24 protein-coding genes are annotated in these 21174 nt (G+C 42.5%); 15 read left to right on the top strand and 9 right to left on the bottom strand.

Annotation, left to right across the window (positions count from 1 at the left end; all coding sequences use genetic code 11):
- Positions 1-663: 663 nt before the first annotated feature.
- Positions 664-810, top strand: coding sequence for a hypothetical protein (locus ACEN82_RS15755; RefSeq protein ID WP_167516182.1), 147 nt, complete (start codon positions 664-666; stop codon positions 808-810).
- A 95-nt stretch (positions 811-905) separates the two neighbouring features.
- On the opposite strand, the gene ACEN82_RS15750 is transcribed toward ACEN82_RS15755, so the two are convergent.
- The 3 genes from ACEN82_RS15750 to ACEN82_RS15740 form a co-directional block, all read right to left on the bottom strand.
- The gene (locus ACEN82_RS15750; RefSeq protein WP_090524329.1) at positions 906-1106 is read right to left on the bottom strand and encodes a hypothetical protein; all 201 of its coding nucleotides are present in this window, start codon (positions 1104-1106) and stop codon (positions 906-908) included.
- Positions 1107-1216: 110 nt separating this feature from the next.
- The gene (locus tag ACEN82_RS15745; RefSeq protein ID WP_413318573.1) at positions 1217-2077 is read right to left on the bottom strand and encodes a glycoside hydrolase family 16 protein; all 861 of its coding nucleotides are present in this window, start codon (positions 2075-2077) and stop codon (positions 1217-1219) included.
- A gap of 169 nt (positions 2078-2246) precedes the next feature.
- Positions 2247-2459, bottom strand: coding sequence for a hypothetical protein (locus tag ACEN82_RS15740; protein WP_413318575.1), 213 nt, complete (start codon positions 2457-2459; stop codon positions 2247-2249).
- A 181-nt stretch (positions 2460-2640) separates the two neighbouring features.
- Between ACEN82_RS15740 and ACEN82_RS15735 the strand changes: the two genes are divergently transcribed.
- From ACEN82_RS15735 to ACEN82_RS15720, 4 genes are all read left to right on the top strand, one after another.
- Positions 2641-3906, top strand: coding sequence for a metallophosphoesterase (locus tag ACEN82_RS15735; RefSeq protein WP_413318577.1), 1266 nt, complete (start codon positions 2641-2643; stop codon positions 3904-3906).
- Between the two features lie 83 nt (positions 3907-3989).
- Positions 3990-4205, top strand: a complete 216-nt coding sequence (locus ACEN82_RS15730) for a hypothetical protein (RefSeq protein ID WP_413318579.1) — start codon at positions 3990-3992, stop codon at positions 4203-4205.
- A 129-nt stretch (positions 4206-4334) separates the two neighbouring features.
- A complete protein-coding gene (locus ACEN82_RS15725; protein ID WP_495643978.1) occupies positions 4335-5855 on the top strand; it encodes an IS1182 family transposase in 1521 nt (506 codons plus the stop codon).
- A gap of 376 nt (positions 5856-6231) precedes the next feature.
- Entirely contained in the window at positions 6232-9072 is a 2841-nt protein-coding gene (locus ACEN82_RS15720; protein WP_413322819.1) for a TolB family protein, read from the top strand.
- Positions 9073-9085: 13 nt separating this feature from the next.
- Here the strand turns inward: ACEN82_RS15720 and ACEN82_RS15715 are convergent, their stop codons facing one another.
- The 4 genes from ACEN82_RS15715 to ACEN82_RS15700 form a co-directional block, all read right to left on the bottom strand.
- A complete protein-coding gene (locus ACEN82_RS15715) occupies positions 9086-9847 on the bottom strand; it encodes a hypothetical protein (protein WP_413322818.1) in 762 nt (253 codons plus the stop codon).
- A 4-nt stretch (positions 9848-9851) separates the two neighbouring features.
- Positions 9852-10604: a copper homeostasis protein CutC gene (locus ACEN82_RS15710; protein ID WP_413322817.1), complete on the bottom strand. Its 753-nt coding sequence runs from the start codon at positions 10602-10604 to the stop codon at positions 9852-9854.
- 127 nt (positions 10605-10731) lie between these two features.
- A complete protein-coding gene (locus ACEN82_RS15705; protein WP_413322816.1) occupies positions 10732-11742 on the bottom strand; it encodes a glycosylasparaginase in 1011 nt (336 codons plus the stop codon).
- Positions 11743-11891: 149 nt separating this feature from the next.
- Positions 11892-12332: a putative signal transducing protein gene (locus ACEN82_RS15700; RefSeq protein ID WP_413322815.1), complete on the bottom strand. Its 441-nt coding sequence runs from the start codon at positions 12330-12332 to the stop codon at positions 11892-11894.
- 53 nt (positions 12333-12385) lie between these two features.
- Between ACEN82_RS15700 and ACEN82_RS15695 the strand changes: the two genes are divergently transcribed.
- The 4 genes from ACEN82_RS15695 to ACEN82_RS15680 all read left to right on the top strand — a co-directional run bounded on the left by ACEN82_RS15695 (position 12386) and on the right by ACEN82_RS15680 (position 14874).
- A complete protein-coding gene (locus ACEN82_RS15695; RefSeq protein WP_413322814.1) occupies positions 12386-13333 on the top strand; it encodes a helix-turn-helix transcriptional regulator in 948 nt (315 codons plus the stop codon).
- A 122-nt stretch (positions 13334-13455) separates the two neighbouring features.
- Complete coding sequence (locus ACEN82_RS15690; protein WP_413322813.1) at positions 13456-13911, top strand: EVE domain-containing protein; 456 nt, start codon at positions 13456-13458, stop codon at positions 13909-13911.
- Positions 13899-14321: an SRPBCC family protein gene (locus ACEN82_RS15685; RefSeq protein WP_413322812.1), complete on the top strand. Its 423-nt coding sequence runs from the start codon at positions 13899-13901 to the stop codon at positions 14319-14321. Before ACEN82_RS15690 ends, ACEN82_RS15685 begins: the two co-directional genes overlap by 13 nt.
- A gap of 94 nt (positions 14322-14415) precedes the next feature.
- The gene (locus ACEN82_RS15680; protein ID WP_413322811.1) at positions 14416-14874 is read left to right on the top strand and encodes a GyrI-like domain-containing protein; all 459 of its coding nucleotides are present in this window, start codon (positions 14416-14418) and stop codon (positions 14872-14874) included.
- A gap of 166 nt (positions 14875-15040) precedes the next feature.
- Here ACEN82_RS15680 and ACEN82_RS15675 read toward each other — a convergent pair whose 3' ends face one another.
- Together ACEN82_RS15675 and ACEN82_RS15670 are read right to left on the bottom strand one after the other, a co-directional pair.
- On the bottom strand, positions 15041-16375 hold the full coding sequence (locus tag ACEN82_RS15675; RefSeq protein ID WP_413322810.1) for a dihydroorotase: 1335 nt from the start codon (positions 16373-16375) through the stop codon (positions 15041-15043).
- Positions 16376-16435: 60 nt separating this feature from the next.
- Entirely contained in the window at positions 16436-16882 is a 447-nt protein-coding gene (locus ACEN82_RS15670; RefSeq protein ID WP_413322809.1) for a winged helix-turn-helix transcriptional regulator, read from the bottom strand.
- A gap of 80 nt (positions 16883-16962) precedes the next feature.
- Here ACEN82_RS15670 and ACEN82_RS15665 point away from each other — a divergent pair, with 80 nt between their 5' ends.
- The 6 genes from ACEN82_RS15665 to gldC all read left to right on the top strand — a co-directional run bounded on the left by ACEN82_RS15665 (position 16963) and on the right by gldC (position 21174).
- Positions 16963-17847, top strand: a complete 885-nt coding sequence (locus ACEN82_RS15665) for an NmrA family NAD(P)-binding protein (RefSeq protein WP_413322808.1) — start codon at positions 16963-16965, stop codon at positions 17845-17847.
- A gap of 244 nt (positions 17848-18091) precedes the next feature.
- Positions 18092-18559 (top strand): MarR family winged helix-turn-helix transcriptional regulator, encoded by a 468-nt coding sequence (locus ACEN82_RS15660; protein ID WP_413322807.1) that lies wholly within the window; start codon positions 18092-18094, stop codon positions 18557-18559.
- 5 nt (positions 18560-18564) lie between these two features.
- Positions 18565-19068, top strand: coding sequence for a transposase (locus ACEN82_RS15655; RefSeq protein WP_413322806.1), 504 nt, complete (start codon positions 18565-18567; stop codon positions 19066-19068).
- Positions 19069-19204: 136 nt separating this feature from the next.
- On the top strand, positions 19205-20557 hold the full coding sequence (locus ACEN82_RS15650; protein ID WP_413322805.1) for a DEAD/DEAH box helicase: 1353 nt from the start codon (positions 19205-19207) through the stop codon (positions 20555-20557).
- A 9-nt stretch (positions 20558-20566) separates the two neighbouring features.
- Positions 20567-20833: a hypothetical protein gene (locus tag ACEN82_RS15645; RefSeq protein ID WP_090524369.1), complete on the top strand. Its 267-nt coding sequence runs from the start codon at positions 20567-20569 to the stop codon at positions 20831-20833.
- Positions 20834-20841: 8 nt separating this feature from the next.
- Complete coding sequence (gene gldC / locus ACEN82_RS15640) at positions 20842-21174, top strand: gliding motility protein GldC (protein WP_090524371.1); 333 nt, start codon at positions 20842-20844, stop codon at positions 21172-21174.

Here is a 21174-nt window from a genome sequence, read left to right as displayed (position 1 = left end):
TATTGTGTAAATTCCAGTCATTAATATCAATAAGGCCCGCATCGGTCCTGTAATGACTGTCATCAACAGGGCATTTTACTACATATCCAATATCTTTAATCAGCACAATTATTGGTCTTGCACCGCAAACCTTGCAGCAGTTACAATCAACCGATCCTGGTATATTTACATAGCCCCTCATACTTCATCCGGCGTTTAATTAAGTTTTTAATTGCGATTAGTTATCAGGTCAATCAACTTGTTAAAGTACTCGTATTTTATCCCCAAAAGTTAAAAAAATGCTAATTGAGAATAAAATCCTCCATGAAAATATAATACGTATGAAACTGAATTTATGTTACCGCCCTTTGCAGATTATTATTTATTTAAGGGATAATAATAGTTTGTTTGTATTTTACAGGGCCGTTTTATAGTAATTTAACGCTGCAAACAGCTATGGAGCAATATCATTATTAATGCTTATAGCCTTTTTGGCCATCGGTTTTTTGTTTGTTTGGATTAACCGGGCCATGGCGCCACGGAGTTCCTGAGTTATCGCTTGAATAGTTGTCGACTGGTGATTATCCTACTGTAACATTCCTTTTACCGCTTTGTTGCCGCACTCTTATGGCATGATAACTGTTTGGCCATAGTTTATCTATCGAAAACTAATAAATCTTTGCTATGAAAACTACTGTTTCACGCTCAATTTCATTATTAATATTAGCAGCAATGGGCTTTACAAGCTGTTCGGCCGAATACCGGGAACGACACAGGCGACGACACGACGAAAGGGTTCGTGTACATGAACGCGTAGTTATACATAATTAAACAGGTAACAGGTAAATACAACAAAACAGGCCGTGCTTCATCAGCACGGCCTGTTTTGTTTATGGCGTTTAAAAACCGGGATCGTTTATGGCAGATCAATCGTTCCAAAGGTGCCGTGAATGAAGGCTGCCTTCCAGTTTGTTTTTAATTATAAGGTCGTCTTTATGTAAAATGCAATCGCCCTGATTGATGTCTTCTTCGGCAGTAACTTTGATGATGCTGCCTGATATCTGTTCAACTATACTTGATAAAGTAAAGATCTCTGAGTCGGGTATTTGTACGGTTAATATTGCCATGGGTAGATGATGTTATTTTTAATAATTCAAAAATATGGCAATAAAATTTACCCAGTGTTTTATGAAAGTAAAATTTAAATAACCTTTATTTTACAAATGTATCAACAATATTAATTCGAGGTTTTAGTTACCAGCACCCAGTCCACAATGGTTTTGGCGCTACCGGCTTTTATTTTGTTAACTGTATTTTCTGATAAGCCATGATAGGGTTTGGTAACCTTGTTAACACCACCAGGATAGCCACCGCCTAATGCAAAATTAAGGATGATGAATTTTTTGTTATCAAAAGCCCAGCGGCCATATTTTTCAACCATTGCTTTTGTTAACGTATAGGTGATTTTGCCATCAACCTTAAAAACAAGGCTCTCCGGCAACCAGTCTACCGAATATACATGCCACTGGGTAACATCAATGCCTGCCGGGAAAAATACCCGTTTTGCAAGCGGCGTATCACCAAAGTAGCCGGGGCCATGTAAAGCATGGCTTACCCAGCTTGAGTCGCCTACGGTTTCCATTACGTCAATTTCGCCGCAATTGGGCCATTTACCGTTTCCAAGCAGCCAAAAGGCTGGCCATAAGCCTGCGCCTGCCGCCATTTTCATTCTGCATGAGGCCGTGCCATATGTAAACTCCATTTTAGCTCGGGTATTAATGCGGCCTGAAATGAAATCATATTTACGCTGCTGTTTACTGGTAAAGCCGGGTTTATATAAAGCCTTTAAAACAAGTGCGCCGTTTTCGGCACCTTCGGCTTTACCATCTATCATATAAATGGTAGCCGCCGAATCAACATAGGCCTGCTGCTCGTCGTTAACAGTATTGCCTGTAACTTCAACATTCCATTTGCTCCTGTTGAGGGCGGGGTTGTTAAAATCTTCGAAAAAAACAGTATCGGTTTTAGTGTTAGTTTGAGCGAATGCCTGTAACGTTAATAAAAGCGGAACTGACAGCAGCAGGTGTTTTAGTTTCATTAGTGGTGTGTGAGATAAGGGTTTAAAGGTAGATAAATTGAATGAGAGGAACTTAGTCTTTACCAATTGCGATCATAATTTTACAGCAGCGTCCCGGTTTGAAACTAAAATACATTGACAAATAAACAGATGAAGAATCTCTGCTTACATTGTTATATTTGTGTAATACTCATCTTAAGGTTATGGGTAATAACACAACAAACTTATATTTCAGGTCGAAACAGGTTTCATTAATAATGTTGGCGGTAACGGCTATCATTTGCTCCAGGCTGCTGTTCTTTCTTTTTAATGACTCTGAAGGCCCAAATCTTTTAATAGTTGGAGGCTTGGCACTGGCTTTATTTTTGCTATCCTGGGCGGTATATGTATTGGGCCCACTCAAAATAAATGGCTTTAAACGACTTTTCGCGGCAATTTGTATCCAACTACTATTAGTTATTGGTCTCTATTTTTACATGAAGTAAGTTCCTGTCTTTCCCCAAATTTTTGAACCTGGCCTGCATCTGCAATTTTACCCTCTAATTACCTTTACTTTTTTAAATTGCAAACTTATATGGATTCATATGCACAGTAGTGGTTTTTTGAAGGTATTCGCAGTTATTGCGTTGATTAGTTTGTTGTTTGATTGGTACATCCATTCCGGCCTTAAAACCTTAACTGCCGACTGGCAATCAAACCTGTGGCGCAACGTTGTTTTATGGGGGTATCTGATCATATCTATAGGCGTAACTGCTTTATTTTTACTTGGCTTTGGCGCTTTTAGTACAGCAAGCGGCATGCGCCCGTTTCATGAGTGGATGCTAAGCCTGTTCCTGACGTTTTTTATTACCAAATTGGTTTTCATAATCGTATTATCCCTTGGCGATCTCGGGCGGTTTTTCGTAGGTGTATTCAATTTGATCAGTGGTTCGGGCGGGGGCGTCGGGCAATCGGCTTTTCCAGGCCGGCGTAAGTTCATCAGTGAAATAGCGGTACTGGTGGCTGCCGTGCCTTTTACTTCGTTTTTTTATGCCATGCTTAAGGGTAAATACGATTATAAGCTGCACAAAACCACCCTTTATTTTGATGATTTGCCCGATGCCTTCGATGGCTTTACCATCACGCAGCTTTCTGACATCCATTCGGGAAGCTTTGATAATACCGAGGCTATGCAACGCGGTATCGACCTGGCTAAAGCGCAAAAAAGTGACCTGTTTGTTTTTACCGGCGACCTGGTGAATAATGCGGCATCGGAAATTGAACCTTATATTGACAGGTTTGGGCAGATCAAAGCGCCTTACGGACAGTTTTCCATTTTAGGTAACCACGATTACGGTGATTATATCCATTGGGATAGCATGCAGGAAAAAGCAGCCAACCTCGATAAGCTTAAACAACATCACAAAGCTTTAGGGTATCGTTTGCTGCTGGATGAAAATGTAACTATTGAAAAAGGCGGACAATCGATCTCCCTGATCGGGATCCAAAACTGGGGCAGAGGTTTCATCCAGATAGGCGATTTGAATAAGGCGCTTCAGGGCGTACCCCAGGATGCCTTTAAAATCCTGCTTTCGCATGACCCTACCCATTGGGAAGAACAGGTTCGTTATAACCCTACCACTATTCATCTTACCCTATCGGGGCATACTCATGGCGCACAGTTTGGGGTTGAGATCCCCGGCTTTAGGTGGAGCCCGGTAAAATACCGTTATGTCGACTGGGCTGGCCTCGCTAATGAAAAGAACCGATATCTGTACGTAAACCGTGGTTTTGGTTTCCTGGCATTTTCGGGAAGGTTAGGTATTTGGCCGGAAGTTACAGTTATTGAGCTAAAGAAAAAGGTAGTGTAAACAAACAATAGGCGCTGGAATTGGAGGCCTGATTTGTGGCAAGGTTTTTATGCTTTTTATATGAAGCATTTAAAACTAAGATTATGCCAACTAACAATATAAAAAGGATAGGCAAAAATGGTCCGCAGGTACAGCATCAGCAAAGCAATGCCTGGCAAGTGATGAAGCCTTTTGTACATTTTGGTGTGAAAGCTATAAGCGCAATAGCCCATACACTTGTCTACATTATAAAACATATTCCCAAACCTGATCCGCCTAAACCTTCCGGGCAAAAAGGCGGTAAGATCATCAAAATATGACATAGTAAGCCCGGTATATTCGTGGCCGTTGCGCAACTGAGAAAAGACTCGATCGAATAAAGTTTTGATCGGGTCTTTTTCTTTGATTAACTATTTGGTAGTCAGAGATTTATTTTGTATATTAAGGACATGCAAGGCAAAAAAGATTATCAGGAAAAGCTCTTCATCAGGTTTCAGCTTTCAGACTATGTTCCGGCTGATAACTTCTACAGGCGTTTGAAAGACATACTTGATCTCCACTTTGTTTATGATACAACGGCCAAATATTATGGTACAGAGGGTCAAAAGAGCATTGACCCGGTTGTGTTTTTCAAACTAATGCTTGTTGGTTATTTAGAGAACCTGAATAGCGATAGGCGCATTATTGCTACCTCACGTATGCGCATGGATATCCTCTATTTTATAGGATATGATCTGGATGAAGAACTTCCCTGGCATTCGACATTAAGCCGCACACGCCAGCTTTATGGAGAAGATGAGTTTACAGCTGTGTTTAAACAGGTTCTGAAAAAGTGTATTGATGCAGGTTTGGTAGCAGGTAAAAGACAGGCTATCGATAGCGCATTTGTCAAAGCCAATGCAGCTATGTCAAGTTTGGTCGAACGCGAGATCATGAATGATGCATCAACTTATGGCAAGCAATTGGACGATCATAATGATGAAGCCCCGGCTGGGGACATACCGGATGAAAACACCAAGCCTAAGCCGAGAAAGAACGCTAAAGTTGATAAGAAAGCGAACAGCAAGCGTTACAGCCCATCAGACCCTGATGCCCGGTTATCGGTGAAACCCGGAAAAACAACGCGGCTGAACTATTCGGCTCATGTAAGCGTAGATACACAAAACCACGTTATTACACACATCCAGGCCTTTCATGCAGATAGAGGAGATGCACCATGTCTGCCTGATATCCTTACCCATGTCGCCGGAAACCTTAAAGATAATGGCATGGAAATAGAAGATGTGCTTGCCGATACAGGTTATAGCGGTGAAGCGGCGCTTCTGTTTTTAGCTGATAATCATATTAAAGGCTTCATACCTAACAGGTCAGGATGTCAAAGCAGGGAAAGCCGGCAGGGCTTCAGTTATGACGGGGAGCAAGACCGGTATGTTTGTCCTGAAGGCAAATACCTTACTTTTCACAACTTCAAAAAAGCAGAGAACGATAATACCCATAAGATATATCGTACCAGTGTTAAAGATTGCAGGGACTGTCCGCTTAAAAGCACCTGCGCTAATCTGCAAGGCTTTAAAGTGTTTAAGGATTCCGTAGCTAAAGACCTTTATATAGAAATGCATGAACGCATGCAAACCCGACAAGGGAGCAAGGCCAGGAAAGTAAGACAAAGTACGGTAGAACCGGTACTGGGCACCCTGATCAATTTTACAGGCATGAAACAGGTAAACACAAAAGGGCTCGAATTGGCCAATAAATGTATGATCATGGCCGCCGTTGCCTATAACCTTAAAAAACTTGTCAATGGCGTTTCAACAAAGGTCAGAAGAAGAATAAGAAAAATACCCGGGAACCATTCTGATGCTTTTATTAATACTTTTTCGGCCTGTATCTCAATAACAGAGCACTCATTAAACGCTTTAGGGATGGCGATAAAAGCAAATGGCCGAATAACCATTTGCTCTGCAAATTAATTATTCAGCCATTTTAAGCCCTGTTGCGCAACGGCCACATTCATATCGGGCTTTTTTGTAATCCAGTACCGGTTACCTACCGTTATTAAACGGAATAAAATACCGTGTTTTCACGGGTTGCGGGACCGTTTTTAAATGGCGAGATTTAAGCGTTGATTAAATCCTGCAAAACAAGAACTGCCATTACCTATCACGGGTTGCTAATATTGCCTTCAATAATAATTGATATAATATTAAAAACCTAAACCTTAACTTTAACCTTGTCTTGACACCCGTCAGTTTGATGGGTGTTTTTTGTTTTATACCAGTTCAAATTCATAAGCGTTCAGTAAGTGGCTTGTTGTTTAAATTACAATTTGTACTTACTTTCACCCCAATGAATCATCTGTTTACCGGTTGCAAAACGCTTCAAAAATTAATACTTCCGGCGCTGTTACTTTCTGCTACATTATCAAAAGCGCAGGTGTTTGGCGGTAACCCGCCATCTATAAAGTGGAAACAGATAAACACACCACCCGCGCGGGTAATATTCCCGACTGGGTTGGATTCGGCGGGGTTAAGGGTTGCCAATATCGTGCAGCAAATGAATGGCCTGATCCGGCCAACAATCGGCTTTAAGCAAAAACAAATCAGTATTGTATTGCAAAACCAAACCACCGTAGCCAACGGCTATGTAGGATTGGCCCCCTTCAGGAGCGAGTTTTTTTTAACTCCCGAACAAAATAGCTTTGATATAGGCAGCCTGCCATGGCCGCAGCAACTGGCTATTCACGAGTACAGGCATGTGCAGCAGTACAATAATTTTAATGTAGGCCTGTCGCATTTACTCCGTATAATTTTTGGTGAGGGCGGGCAGGCGCTGGGTAACGACCTGGCTGTACCCAACTGGTTTTTTGAGGGCGATGCTGTTTTTAACGAAACCCTGGTGAGCGAACAGGGCAGGGGCCGGTTGCCTTATTTTTTTACCGGTTACCGTGCGCTGTGGGCTGCGGATAAAAACTACAGCTATATGAAGCTTCGCAATGGCTCGTACCGCGATTATGTGCCCGATCATTACCCGCTCGGCTACATGATGGTAGCCTACGGCCGCGAAAAATATGGCAGCGAACTTTGGAAAAACGTAACACATGACGCCGCGGCCTATCGCGGTGGCTTTTATCCTTTTCAATGGGCTGTTAAAAAATACACCGGCGAAAGTTTCAAAACCTTTTCGAATAACGGGTTTGCTTATTTCAAACAGCAATTTGCCGAAGATACCCCCCAACCGGTTGCAGAACGAAAGAAACATTTTGACGCCAACCGGCAATACCCGGCTTTTGTGAACGATAGTACGCTCATCTATGCCAAAAATACTTACGATCATTTGCCCGCCTTTGTTATTAAAACCGGTGATAAAGAGGTAAAACTCAGCACCCGTTCCTATTCATTGGATAGTTATTTTGATTATCACAACGGTAAAATAATTTATACATCCTATCGGCCGGATTTACGCTGGGGCTACCGTAATTATAGTGAATTGATGCTGCTTGATGCAAAAACAGGCCAGGAACACCAGATCACATCAAAAGCAAAATACTTTTCGCCTGCTTTTAGTGCCGATGGCCAAAGTATTGTTGCCGTACAGGTTGATCCATCAGGTGCAAGCAGGTTGCATATTTTAGACACAGCAGGGAAACTGCAACAGGAAATTCCAAATCCGCGGGGGCTGTTTTACACATATCCTAAGTTTTATGGCGATGGCAAACTGCTGTCGGCAGCGCGCAATAAGGATGGTAGAATGGGGATAGCGCTTACAGAGATCGCTACCGGTAAAACAACGTATTTAACACCACTGAGTTTTCGCCCTATAGGTTTTATCGCCCTGAAAAAAGATACACTTTACTTTACCCAAGCCGATGGCAGAAACGACCGCCTGTTTGTAATGATGCTTAACGATAGAAGTGTTTATGAGATGCTGCCTCCCGGTAACGACAGTGGTATTGGCTATTACCAACCTGCTGTAAGCGATAATAAACTGGCCTGGGTGGGTTTTACTGCCGATGGTTACCGGATTAACCAGGCTAACAAAAAAGATTTAAAATGGATAGCCGCTGGGGGAGATTATGCCCGCTACCTGCCCGATCTGGGGATCACAGCACTCAAAAAAGATTCGGCTGCCAATTTAGTAACGGGGATAGTTGATAAGCCATTGCCGGTTACCAACTATTCCAAAGCACATGGGTTGTTTAATTTTCACAGTATCATCCCCAACATCAGCGACCCTAATTATTCATTCGCTATCACGGGCGAGAATGTGCTGAATACTTTTCAGTCCGAATTGTCTTTTGATTATAATACCAACGAAGGCTACAAACAGTTTGGTTTCGATGCCATTTACGGGGCTTTATTCCCCTATATTTCGGCCGGGGCCGATTATACACTCGACAGGCGGAGCTTTTATAAAGGCCAATACGTTTACTGGAACGAGACTGCTGTACATGGTGGCTTGCGGGTCCCCCTGAATTTTAGTGAAGGCAAGCGTTTAACCAGTATTACCTTTGGCAGCGACCTGTATTTTAACAGCATCAACTTTCAACAGGCCTACAAAAGCAACTTTGCCGACCGGTCATATAGCTATTTGAATAATTATTTCAGCTTTAGCAATCAAACGCAACAGGCACAGAAAAATATCTATCCCCGGTTTGCACAAAGCGTTGGCGTTAATTATAAATCGGCAGTTTCAGGATCGGGCGCAACGCAGCTATTGGCTACGGGAAGTTTTTATTTCCCTGGTTTGTTTGTGAACCACAACTTTGTCATCAGCCTGGCGCACCAGCAAAAAGGGAAGGACAACGTGATCAATTTCTCTAATGATTTCCCTTTCTCCAAAGGTTATACCGCCGAAAACCTGGATAATATGAATAAGATTGGCTTAACCTATCATATGCCAATAGCTTATCCTGATGCAGGTTTCGGCAACCTGTTTTACCTTTTGCGCTTACGTACAGCATTGTTTTTTGATTATACCCATGCCAGTGCTTCCAACTTTTTTACTGATGGCAGCAGCTTTAAACAAAATTTCAGGTCGGTGGGCGGTACCTTGTATTTCGATACCAAGTTCTTTAATCAAAATAGCATCACATTCGGTATCCGGTACAGCAGGTTGCTTGATGAAGACTTTTTTGGTGGGACAGGGCGAAACAGGATAGAGCTGGTTTTACCGGTGACTTTCTTTTAGTTGGATGGTTGATCTAATAATCAGTACTTATGATGCCCACTATACAACCCGAACAGGTGATCAACTCTGATTTTCTATCGTTAACATAGGAGGCTATCCGAATGATCTCAACAGGAATTTTGACATTCTTTTTTTGAAGAGTTTTTATTCCGGCAACGCCGTAGGCTTGTTCCTCGCAGCAAAAGCTGAGCAACAGATTTTTAAGTTTTTTGATATCCCTGTTTTTTACAAGCTCGTCAATATATTCCCCCATCTTCGTTTTAGGACTTGCGTCACCGCAATAAAAGGCATACATTTTATATAGATTTAACTCTTTTACTAAATCTTCAATGTTTTTGGATGATTTGTAAAAGTCGTTGCGTCTTTTTAAGTATTGCAACACTTTCGTAGTATCTATTTTTGGATGATTTTCTCTTTTATTTAGTTTATCGTAAAGCGGATCTCCAAAGAATGAGTTATCATAGCACACAGAACTAATTAGAATGCTGTCGCACATTGTTAGTAAATTAACATAGTAACGATTCGATCCATTAAAAATAACATTTATCCGTTGATGCTTATAACCAAAATCCACATCTCTGTTAAAGTAAGTAGTTACTTTGCTATCATGGGGCTGCCGGGTTTGTTTAATGCTGTCAATTCTTTGGAAAAGCCTGGTAACGCTCTTTTCATTATTAGATACTGATTCTATTTTGTGATAATAAGTCTGAAGCTGGGCATAACTTTTTAAAACGGTAACTTGGAATAAAAACAGAAAAAGTATTTTTCTATTCATAAATTTAACTGTTTGCCAGCCTGATCAGTTCCTTAACCCGGTCAACGCCGGTAACATCAATGCTGTATTCATCGCCGGCTTCGTTGCTCATGAGTATATGATCGTTATGAAATTTCATTTTACTGGCAATTTTTATCCTTGCCGATGAGTGTACTTCGGTAGCGCCGGTAAAATGGATCAGGTCGGCTACATTGACTTCGCTTACACCGCTTCCGGGCATAATACTGATACGGCCTGCCGCCTGCTCAATAAGTCGGTTTAAGTTGCTGGCGCCTTCAATAGCCGTGCTTTTACCACCCGAGGTCAGGATCCGCTCGCAGCCCATTTCAATAATTTCTTCAAGGGCTTTATGCTGATCGGCACACATATCGAAAGCCCGGTGAAAAGTTACACCCAGGCCCCATTGCCTGGCAAGGCGTACCATCTCGGTACATCGTTCTATATCGATAGAGCCATCTTCTTTAAGGATACCTATCACAACGCCGTCGCAGCCGGCATCAATACAATACCTGATATCGGCCATCATGAGCTTGTACTCCATATCATTGTACAAAAAATCGCCTCCGCGCGGACGGATGAGCACATAAAGCTTGATATGGAGCAGGCTGCGGGCCATTAATATAGTGCCGTGCGATGGGGTGGTGCCACCCTCCTTCAAATTTTCGCAAAGTTCAACACGCACAGCGCCGCCCTCCTGGGCCGCCAGGGCCGATGTTACCGAATTAGCACAAACTTCGAGCGATACGGGTTGATACATTTTTCTTTTATGTTTTTTAGGTCATGGATCATAGTTGATAGTTCATAGCCAGATCCGTCTATTTAACCCAACATCCTAATAGCTTTTCGCCATGAACCATGATCTATCAACCATGAACCAAATAAATCTATTTATAATAACTCTTGCCCGGTATTAACAGGTCCTGTTGTTGTGCATTACAAACGGCGTATGAAAAACCACTTTGTATAGCATAGGCACCATATTCGCCTTTTTTATTAATAGCTAAAAAGCCAACCTGGATCTTTTTGGCTATTTCCGGCTTCTTTTTGATAATGCGGTTTACGGCTTCCTTACAGGCATCCTCGGGCGATAAACCCTGGCGCATTAATTCAACCACCAAAAAGCTGCCCACATTGCGGATCACCTCTTCGCCAACACCGGTTGATGTAGCACCGCCAACTTCATTATCCACATAAAGGCCTGCGCCTATAATAGGGCTGTCGCCAACGCGGCCGTGCAGTTTAAAGGCCATACCGCTGGTAGTACATCCGCCCGAGATATTGCCTTTGGCGTCAATAGCCAGCATACCAATGGTATCATGGTTATATTTATTGCCAGGTTTGCTGCCGTTTTCGATATTCATAACGGGGCTGTACTGGGCCTTTTTAAGCCACTCCTTCCAGATCTTTTCTGTTTCGGGGGTTAGCAGTTTTTCTTTTTTCATACCCTGCTCAACGGCAAACTGGGTAGCACCTTCGCCAACCAGCATTACGTGAGGGGTTTTCTCCATCACCAAACGGGCTACCGAAATAGGATGGGCTATATTCTCCATGGCTGCTACCGAGCCGCAGTTGCCAAACTCGTCCATGATACATGAGTCGAGGGTTACATGTCCGTCACGATCGGGCAGGCCGGTGCGACCAACGGTATGGTTGGTAATATCTTCGGCTTCGGGAATGCGGGCGCCGGCTTCAATGGCGTCGAGCGCACGGCCCCCGGCTGATAATACTTTCCAGGCACCTTTATTGGCTATAATGCCAAAATCCCAGGTTGAAATTACGATAGGATAACCGCCTTCGGGCTTTGATATGACAGTTTTTGCGATGGCAGATTTAGAAAGCGCTGCAAATGAAGCACCTGCGGCGGATAATTTAATGAACTTACGGCGGTTGTACATACCGCTAATATATGAAAAACAGTTTTAAGTCGTAAGTTCTAAGTCTTCAGTCTGAAGTCGTAACTCTTGAGTTTTAAGTTAAGACCCTGTCAGGTTATAAAAATGAAGGTTTTTGACCCGCGACTTAAGACTTTCGACTTTGAAAAAAGCTATTCAAAATCCCGCTGGCAATTAAAACAATGCCAGGCTTTACGGCTATAAAACGGGAATATCATCAATAAAAATGAGATGATGGCAGTGAGCCAATGAACCCTTTTTTCGGTTGCAGAACCGTAGCGTACATTGGTTGAGCCACAATAAGGGCAAATCACAGCATTAAGCGTTTCGTCATCAATTTCAATATGGTCCTGGTCGTGCAGGTCACCTTCGGCAGCTAAGATTTCACGGCAACGCTCCAGGTCGCGCTCAAATATTTTTAGTTTAATACCGCCTACAGCCTGGTTGTAAAGCGGGTTTGAACCTATGGCGTTTTCATCGGCAATAAAGCAGGGAATGCCATAACCCTCCAGTTTGGTGCGGATGATATGTGCAAGCATCACATCATAATAAGTTTCAAATGTTATGATCTTTTCTTCGGGTTGAACGGCCATATGTAGATAAATATTAATCAAAGGTAAATTGTTTTTTATTTAATTTGGACGCCATGAACCGCATCGACCGAATATCAGCCATTTTGATCCAACTACAATCACGCAGGGTGGTAAAGGCGGGTGATATTGCCGATAGGTTCAACATTAGCCTGCGTACGGTTTACCGCGATATTAAAACGCTTGAGGAGGCGGGCATCCCGCTCATAGGCGAAGCCGGCGTTGGCTACTCCATTATGGATGGTTACCGCCTGCCCCCGGTAATGTTTACCCGTGAGGAAGCCACCGCTTTTTTAACCGCCGAAAAATTTGTTGAAAAGCTTACCGATACCTCAACCATGGCACAGTACCAATCGGCCATGTATAAGGTGCGGGCCATTCTTAAATCATCAGAAAAAGATGCCCTGGAAAATCTTGACGGTAGCATCGAAGTACTGAAAAGCCATAGCCAAAAACGCGCCGGAAGTACTGATCATATTCAAACCATACTGGATTGTATCATTTGTAAGAAGATCATGTGCATTGACTATTTCGCCGCCCACTCACAGGAAAATACCAAACGCGACGTAGAGCCCGTGGGCGTTTTTTTCCTTGATAGTTTCTGGCACCTGATAGCTTACTGCCGCCTGCGTAATGATTACCGCGATTTCAGGATCGACCGTATCAAAAAGCTGATGGTAACAGATAAAAGTTATATTAACAGCAAGCACCCTACGCTAAAGGATTATATTGATAAGATGGCCAGCGAAAAGCAGCTTGAACAGGTGGTGATCAAAGTTGACAAGGAGATTCACAGCTATCTTGACCATCAAAAATACTATGGCGGTTTTGTATCTGAGAAAACCGTGGGCAACAAAATTGAGATGACTTTTTTGACCATTTCATTAGAAGGTTTTGCCCGATGGTATATGACCTTTGGCGACCGCGCTGAAATCATTAAACCAGATGCATTGTTGCAGCGTGTACGGGAGATCACCGCGACCATAGCCCAAAAAATAAATTAATTTCTTTTCTTTTTTTCCTGCTGACATAAGGCTGTCACCAGTGCGTTGTTACTTTGTTTCATAATGGCAGGGGCAGGGCTTTTATTGGTCGTGTTTTTGCGGGTAATTTAAACCATACACTTATGAAACATTGGATAATAGTAGTATCAAAAGATCACATTGGCCGCGGCATTTCCGGGGGATTTATTCAGGCCAATCATGGTAAACTGGCGCCGCTTAAACGTATGGAAGTTGGCGACTGGGTGGCGGTGTATTCGCCTAAACAAAAGATGAACGGCAATGAGCCTTTGCAGGCTTTTACAGCCATTGGCCAGGTGCGTGACGAGGATATTTATCAGAAGCAAATGGCTATTGATTTTATCCCATACCGCCGCAATGTAAATTACTACGAATGTGCCGAAGTACCGATAGCCCCGATGATTGACGAACTCGATTTTATCACCAACAAAAAAGCGTGGGGCTACAACTTCAGGTTTGGATTTTTTGAAGTTCCAGGTGCCGATTTTGAGAAGATAAAGGAACAAATGATCACTGCAAAACAACCACTATTAAATAAAGCTACGTTATGGAAAAATTAACAGTAAATGTGCAGGTAAAATTTAAAGCCCCGATGGCTAAAGTTTGGCAAGGCCTGACTGATCCTGCTATGGTAAAAAAATATTTTTTTGGTACCGATCTTGAATCGAGCTGGAGGGTAGGGGAACCCATAAAATTCAGCGGGGAATGGGATGGTAAAAAGTATGAAGACCATGGAACTATACTGGACATTGATCCCGGTATATTTGTAAAATATAATTACTGGAGCAGCATGAGCGGTACCGAAGACAAGCCCGAAAACTATGCTAATATTACCTATAACCTAACCGAGAATAATGGCGAAACCGAGCTTATCATTACCCAGGATAATGTAAAAAATGAGGAAGCCAAAACGCATTCAGAGCAAAATTGGAAAGGGATTTTTGAGGGACTGAAGAAGTTGGTTGAATAATAATAATTATAAACTAATAATTTATATAATCATTATAATTAACTGTATAAAAATTAATTATATATCAATATAACAAATAGTAATAGCTCCAGGTATGGATAAAGTAACAATAAAAGGCTTTATTTTGGTCGGCATTTCGGTGCGCACCACCAATCAGGGTGGCCAGGCGATGAAGGACATTGCCGGGCTCTGGAACTGGTTTATGAGCGAGCATGTTTTAAAGCAGGTAGTGAACCGTGTCAGCGATGATATTTATTGTGTTTACACTGATTATGAAAGCGATAAGGATGGCTTTTATACCGCAGTACTGGGTTGTAAGGTAGCTACTAAAGACAATATCCCTGAAGGGCTGATCTCCATTACTGTGCCTCCCGGAAGTTATAACCGGTACGTGGCTAAAGGTGCACTGCCACAGGCAGTAGGGGAAACCTGGCAACAGATCTGGACAAACGACATTGACAGGAGGTATATGGCTGATTTTGATGTTTATGGAGAAAGATCGCAAAATGCTGATAATGCCGAGGTAGAGATTTTTGTTGGGGTGAATAACTAACTATCGTCATGCTGAACTTGTTTCAGCACCCCATCAGAAGAGCCGCCTGGAATCTTGCTTGTGAGGTGCCGAAATAAATTGAGCATGACTTTTTAGTTAAAAGAATATAGCGTTTAGACTCCAGAAAATTCTGTAATTTCTAAAATTCTATAAATTGTAATTGATATTACCTGTTAAAAGTCAATCGCTTGCCGGTTTTACCTTCAATAAAGCTTCCATTTGTATATGCCAGGTTTCCCGATACCAAAGTATAAGCTACCTGCGAGCGGAAGGTATTGCCTTCAAACGGGCTCCAGTTACATTTATACAGGATATTACTTTTATTTACGTTCCAGGGTTTGTTTAAATCTACAAGTACAAGGTCGGCCCAGTAACCCTCGCGGATGAAGCCACGTTTTTCTATTTGAAAAAGGGTAGCTACGTTATGCGCCATTTTTTCTGCAATTTGCTCGAGGCTTATTTTGCCGTGATGATATAGCTCAAGCATGGCGGGCAAAGCATGCTGAACCAACGGTCCGCCGGATGGCGCCTGCAGGTAAGGCTGCTCTTTTTCTTCAATAGTATGCGGGGCATGATCGGTGGCAATAACATCAATGCGGCCATCCAAAACAGCACGTAAAATACCATCACGATCTGCCTCTGTTTTTACAGCCGGGTTCCACTTAATATAGTTGCCTTTTGTTTCATAATCTGCATCGGTAAACCATAAGTGATGGATGCAGGCTTCGGCAGTAATCCGTTTATCTTTTAGCGGTATTGTATTATCAAAAAGATGAGTCTCCCGCTCGGTAGAAATGTGTAAAATATGCAGGCGGGTGTTGTGTTTTTTTGCAAGCTCAATGGCCATTGATGACGACAAATAACAAGCTTCAGCACTCCTGATTTTTGGATGCATCCGCACCGGAATATTTTCACCAAGCAGTTGTTTGTAGTGTGCAAGATTGCTCTTGATGGTAGCCTCATCTTCGCAGTGCGTAGCGATCAACATCGGTGACTGAGCGAATAGTTTTTCGAGCGTGTGCGGATCGTCAACCAGCATGTTCCCGGTAGAGGATCCCATGAACACTTTGATGCCACAAACCTTGCTGGTATCGGTGCGTAAAACCTCATCCAAATTGTTGTTAGAAGCGCCCATAAAAAACGAATAATTAGCCAGCGAATTGCGCGACGCGATCTGGTATTTATCCTCCAAAAGTTCCTGCGTTAAAGTGTTGGGAACAGTGTTGGGCATCTCCATAAATGAAGTGATACCTCCGGCAACAGCAGCGCGCGATTCGGTATAAATATCGGCCTTGTAGGTAAGGCCCGGCTCGCGAAAATGCACCTGGTCGTCGATGCACCCGGGCAACAAATGCAGGCCTTCTGCATTGATAATTTCATCGGCTTGCGTGTCAATTACTGAATCGATACGGTCTATCAAACCATCTTTAATCAATACATCGGCAATGTATTGATTATGCTCGTTAACTATAGTGGCAGCTTTTATCAGAATTGTAGACATGGTTTTTGATTTCGGATGTTCGATTTCGAATTTATTTATGATGCTTATAACAGGTCAAACTTACAAAGTTTTTGAAATTTCGTAAGTTTCAATAGCGGTGGCTATTTCTTGCTCTATCGGAAACTGCCCCAAACTTTTATAAATGGCAGTACCATTGGCGTCGCTATCCTTTACGGCCCATGTTGCCATTGCATACATTACCGGCCGCAATTCCATGCCCGAATCACTGAGCCGATAGCTTACGTGGGGCGGTACAACCGGTTTGGATTCCCTGATCAGCAGGCCGTCGGCTTCCAGTTGTTTCAGGTGCTGGATCAACATTTTTTCGGTGATGGTTGGGATAGATTTTTTTAGCTCACTGTAGCGTTTGCTCCCGGTTAAAAGATGGAATAAAATGATCGGTTTCCAATAGCCGCCTATGCGTTCCATTACATAAGTTACCGGGCATTCTTTAAATGCGGCTTGTTTGTTTTCCTGTATAGTTGAGCTTTCTTTTATCGCTGTCATGGTTATACATACTTTAGGGTAAGTACTTGTAAAAAAGTAAGTGTAAAAATACCTTTGCTTTCAATAAAAACAAAAACATTATGAAAATTATAGTAACAGGTTCAACAGGCAATATAAGCAAACCTTTAACACAAACTTTAATAGCCGCAGGGCATAACGTAACAGTAATTAGCAGTAATGCCGATAAGGTAACAGAAATAGAATCATTAGGGGCCAAAGCAGCAATCGGCTCTTTAGCCGATGCCAATTTCTTAACACAAACATTTACCGGGGCCGATGCGCTTTACGCCATGGTGCCGCCAAGCTTTAGTGCCGAAAGTTTAAGGGCATACCAAAACGAAACCGGTAAAAGCTATGCCGAAGCCATTAAACGGTCGGGCATAAAAAAAGTAGTCGCCTTAAGCAGCATAGGTGCGCATTTGGATAGCGGCGTAGGCCCGATAAAAGGCATCCACGATGTTGAAGGTATTTTGAGCGGAATAGATGGCGTGGCCGTTAAATTTATCCGTGCGCCGTTCTTCTATATCAATTTTTTTAGTAATATCCCGCTTATCAAGCACCAGGGTATCCTTGGATCAAATTATCCCGCAAATACAAGGCTGATCATGGTACACCCTAAAGATATTGCGGCAGCAGTTGCTGAAGAGTTGCAAAAGGATTTTACGGGTAAAAGTGTACGCTACATTGTAAGCGATGAGTCAACACCTGGCGGGGTTGCAGCAGTTTTAGGTGAGGCAATAGGTAATCCTAACTTGCCATGGATTGAGTTTACTGATGAACAGCTTGCAGAAGGCTTATCTCAGGCAGGCGTTCCTCCCGAAATGACCCGCAATTTTGTTGAAATGGGCACTGCGGTAAAAAGCGGAAAGATCTGGGAGGATTATGATAAGCATAAGCCTGTATCGTCCGGTAAGGTGAGTTTGCAGGATTTTGCCAGGGAGTTTGCTGCGGTATATAACGGCTAATTCTTTTAATCATACTTAATTTGTTCGACTAAAATTTTACATACGAAGTTTTATGCCGGACGCCTTCAAATCGAATTACATGAATTTCAATTTAACCTGATTGGAATCCGTGTAATTCGATTTGCCATGTTAGGGACCTGCATTTTAAGGAGACCAAGTGCTCCCAAAAGCGAGAAATTAACTAAACAATAGTTTGCGTAATTGAAATATAAATAAATATCTTTGTATCTAAGATATTTAGATAATGAGAGAAAATAATGAGGCTGATTTACTGTTACAATTCAAGGCTGCCAGCAGGCAATACTCCGATGCCTCTGTTCTCATGCACGAAGCGATAGCCCGAGAAGCAGGGCTTTCCGGTACAGATCACAAGTACTTAGGACTGATACTACAGCATAAATCCATAACAGCGGGTGAAATCTCAAAGCTAACCGGGTTAACTACCGGCGCGGTAACCGGGTTGGTTGACCGCCTGGAGAAAAAGAAGCTTCTGAAAAGACAATTTACCAAAGACGACAGAAGGAAAGTAATCATTGTTCCTAACGTTGAAAACAGTATGAAGCTTTTAACACCGCTCTTTGATGAACTGCAACAGCAAACTATCGAGCTCATTTCAACATTCTCAGCCGGCGAAATCCAAACTATTGAACGCTATTTTACAGGGGCAACCGCGATAATGAAAACAATAGCAGATAAGTTAAATAACAAATAATAACAATGGAAAATATAACTTCAAACTATCTGGCAAGAGCCGAAATATGGCTTTGCGTCAGTACCCTTATCTACTTTTTGATGAACGGAGCACAGATATTTGAAACCTTGGTTTTTGTTCCCAAATGGACGGTTTCACCACCAGACAATTTTAAACTCCTCTTGGATGGAAAAGGTGTAAGTCTTAAAAATTTTTGGATAGGGTTCCACTCCCTTCACGAAATCACATTTATCCTTGCGCTTATTTTTTGTTGGAAAATTGACCTTGTAAAGAACTGGCTTTTAATTTTGTTTGCAGTTCACATCGCTGTCAGGGTATGGACATTGGCATTCTTTGCTCCCAATATTATAAACTTTCAAAAAATGGTCGGAGAACAGGCTCCGTCAATAGATCTGATAAACCGAACTTCACTTTGGCAAACACTCAACTATATAAGGGTGGCCATTTTCATTGCCATCTCCTGCGGACTTATCCCACTGTGCATTAAACTATTTAGTATGCGCCAATAAAATCATATTAATTTCCTTTATCTCTTATCCAACCGTCTTGTCTCCTGACTCTTGACTTCCTGCTTCTATTCAATTCCTGACACCGCCATGTTTTGGGCAATTGTTCCTACTTCAACAAAAAGCCTATCTTTGCGGCATGGCAGTAACCTTTGAAGATTTTAAATTTAATCGGCAAATTTTGAACGCGATAGCCGATGCCGGTTACACCGAAGCTACGCCTATTCAGCAAAAAGCTATTCCGCCTATTTTGAACGGACAGGATGTAATGGGTATTGCACAAACCGGCACCGGAAAAACAGCGGCCTACGTATTGCCCATCATCATGAGGCTTAAATATGCACAGGGCGAACATGCCCGGGCGTTGATCATTTCGCCGACGCGTGAACTGGCCATGCAGATTGAGGAAAACATTAAAGCATTTGCCGCTTATACCGATTTACGGGTTGTTTTACTTTACGGAGGTATTGGCCCCAAAACACAAATAGAGCAGGTAAAGAAGGGTGTCGATATTATTGTAGCAACCCCCGGCCGTTTTATGGATATTTATCTTGCCGGGCATATCATGACCAAACCATTACAGGTGTTGGTACTTGACGAGGCTGATAAAATGATGGATATGGGCTTTATGCCCCAGATAAACCGAATATTGGAAGTGGTACCTGTGAAAAGGCAAAACCTACTTTTTTCGGCTACCATGAGCGAGAAGGTGCACCAGCTTTCGGCTAACTTTCTGGAGTTCCCTACGGTTATTGAGGTTACGCCACAGGCTACGCCGGCGCAAACGGTTAACCAGCATTTATACCATGTGCCCAATATTAAAACCAAAATAAACCTGCTTAAAAGGTTGCTCGATAATGAAGGCGACATTACTAAGCTGATTGTATTTTGTAAAACCCGGGCGGTGGCCGAGGATGTATTTAAATTTCTGACCCGCAAATTTGGCGAAGAAGAAGTGAAAGTGCTGCACGCCAATAAGGGGCAAAATACGCGTATCAACTCCATCAATTCATTCAAAAACGATGATGTGAAGATATTGGTGGCTACCGATGTGGCCTCGCGGGGGATTGACGTAAGCGATGTAAGTCACGTAATTAATTTTGATGTGCCGGTGGTTTATGAGGATTATGTACACAGGATTGGCCGTACAGGTAGAGCGCTGCAATCGGGCGAAGCCATTACTTTTGCTACACCGTCTGAAGAGTATTATATCCGCAAGATTGAGAAACTCATCAAGCAAACCATTCCCGTTGAGCGTATCCCCGACGATGTGTTTATTGAAGAAACCCCATATGAGGAAAGGCAGGACCAGGCGCGGGAAATAGATATGCAAAAGCGCAAAGAAGATCCCGATTTTAAAGGCGCTTTCCACGAAAAGAAATCCCTTAACCAGCGCAAAAAGTTTGATGCCAATAAGGATAAAGCTAAATACGGTTCAAAAGCAGCAAGGCAGGGTACAGGCCGATCATCCAAAAGCAAAAAAAGACACTAAGCCCCATCAATGAAATTCAGATTTACCCCTTTAAACTTTTTTACCGCGTTTTTGGTGGCGGTAGCAGCCTATGTTTTTATTTATGGAGCTGGTATGGCCGGACGCCCGCTTGAACATTGGGGTGGTACCATAGGTTGGATCTTTTTGCTGTTTGCCTTTGTGGTTTTTGTGATTGATATCATGTTCCGCAACTTTTTTATCGAAACCAAAAAAATATGGATGGTGGAGACCTTCTTCATCGTTCTGGTTATAATTATATTCTTACTTGTTAAATAAATTTTGAAATGAAAACCGCTGAAATAAAGCTTACCGTTACGCTTGATGATAATAATGTTCCTGAGCACATTCTTTGGGAATCGACCGACTCAACCAACAAGGAAGCGTTGCCTGTAAAATCAATGATGCTTGCCCTGTGGGATCAAAGCTATAAAAATACCCTGCGCATTGACCTTTGGACAAAGGATATGCCTGTTGATGAGATGAAGCGCTTTTTTTATGAAACCCTGCAAACCATGGGCGACAGCTTTCTACGTGCAACCGGCGAGAAAAATATTGTTGAAGACCTGCGCGATTATTGCGCCCACTTTGCCGATAAAATGGAGATTACTCAAAAATAA

It is taken from the genome of Mucilaginibacter sp. Mucisp73 (assembly GCF_059491465.1).
The sequence above is the reverse complement of the archived record's forward strand: the minus strand, read 5'-3'. Positions and strand labels throughout refer to the sequence as shown.

Bases quoted from the DNA above. Each gene is read 5' to 3' on its own strand.
- ACEN82_RS15755 (WP_167516182.1), top strand. From the start codon at position 664: ATGAAAACTACTGTTTCACGCTCAATTTCATTATTAATATTAGCAGCA.
- ACEN82_RS15750 (WP_090524329.1), bottom strand. From the start codon at position 1,106: ATGGCAATATTAACCGTACAAATACCCGACTCAGAGATCTTTACTTTA.
- ACEN82_RS15745 (WP_413318573.1), bottom strand. From the start codon at position 2,077: ATGAAACTAAAACACCTGCTGCTGTCAGTTCCGCTTTTATTAACGTTA.
- ACEN82_RS15735 (WP_413318577.1), top strand. From the start codon at position 2,641: ATGCACAGTAGTGGTTTTTTGAAGGTATTCGCAGTTATTGCGTTGATT.
- ACEN82_RS15730 (WP_413318579.1), top strand. From the start codon at position 3,990: ATGCCAACTAACAATATAAAAAGGATAGGCAAAAATGGTCCGCAGGTA.
- ACEN82_RS15725 (WP_495643978.1), top strand. From the start codon at position 4,335: ATGCAAGGCAAAAAAGATTATCAGGAAAAGCTCTTCATCAGGTTTCAG.
- ACEN82_RS15720 (WP_413322819.1), top strand. From the start codon at position 6,232: ATGAATCATCTGTTTACCGGTTGCAAAACGCTTCAAAAATTAATACTT.
- ACEN82_RS15715 (WP_413322818.1), bottom strand. From the start codon at position 9,847: ATGAATAGAAAAATACTTTTTCTGTTTTTATTCCAAGTTACCGTTTTA.
- ACEN82_RS15710 (WP_413322817.1), bottom strand. From the start codon at position 10,604: ATGTATCAACCCGTATCGCTCGAAGTTTGTGCTAATTCGGTAACATCG.
- ACEN82_RS15705 (WP_413322816.1), bottom strand. From the start codon at position 11,742: ATGTACAACCGCCGTAAGTTCATTAAATTATCCGCCGCAGGTGCTTCA.
- ACEN82_RS15700 (WP_413322815.1), bottom strand. From the start codon at position 12,332: ATGGCCGTTCAACCCGAAGAAAAGATCATAACATTTGAAACTTATTAT.
- ACEN82_RS15695 (WP_413322814.1), top strand. From the start codon at position 12,386: ATGAACCGCATCGACCGAATATCAGCCATTTTGATCCAACTACAATCA.
- ACEN82_RS15690 (WP_413322813.1), top strand. From the start codon at position 13,456: ATGAAACATTGGATAATAGTAGTATCAAAAGATCACATTGGCCGCGGC.
- ACEN82_RS15685 (WP_413322812.1), top strand. From the start codon at position 13,899: ATGGAAAAATTAACAGTAAATGTGCAGGTAAAATTTAAAGCCCCGATG.
- ACEN82_RS15680 (WP_413322811.1), top strand. From the start codon at position 14,416: ATGGATAAAGTAACAATAAAAGGCTTTATTTTGGTCGGCATTTCGGTG.
- ACEN82_RS15675 (WP_413322810.1), bottom strand. From the start codon at position 16,375: ATGTCTACAATTCTGATAAAAGCTGCCACTATAGTTAACGAGCATAAT.
- ACEN82_RS15670 (WP_413322809.1), bottom strand. From the start codon at position 16,882: ATGACAGCGATAAAAGAAAGCTCAACTATACAGGAAAACAAACAAGCC.
- ACEN82_RS15665 (WP_413322808.1), top strand. From the start codon at position 16,963: ATGAAAATTATAGTAACAGGTTCAACAGGCAATATAAGCAAACCTTTA.
- ACEN82_RS15660 (WP_413322807.1), top strand. From the start codon at position 18,092: ATGAGAGAAAATAATGAGGCTGATTTACTGTTACAATTCAAGGCTGCC.
- ACEN82_RS15655 (WP_413322806.1), top strand. From the start codon at position 18,565: ATGGAAAATATAACTTCAAACTATCTGGCAAGAGCCGAAATATGGCTT.
- ACEN82_RS15650 (WP_413322805.1), top strand. From the start codon at position 19,205: ATGGCAGTAACCTTTGAAGATTTTAAATTTAATCGGCAAATTTTGAAC.
- ACEN82_RS15645 (WP_090524369.1), top strand. From the start codon at position 20,567: ATGAAATTCAGATTTACCCCTTTAAACTTTTTTACCGCGTTTTTGGTG.
- gldC (WP_090524371.1), top strand. From the start codon at position 20,842: ATGAAAACCGCTGAAATAAAGCTTACCGTTACGCTTGATGATAATAAT.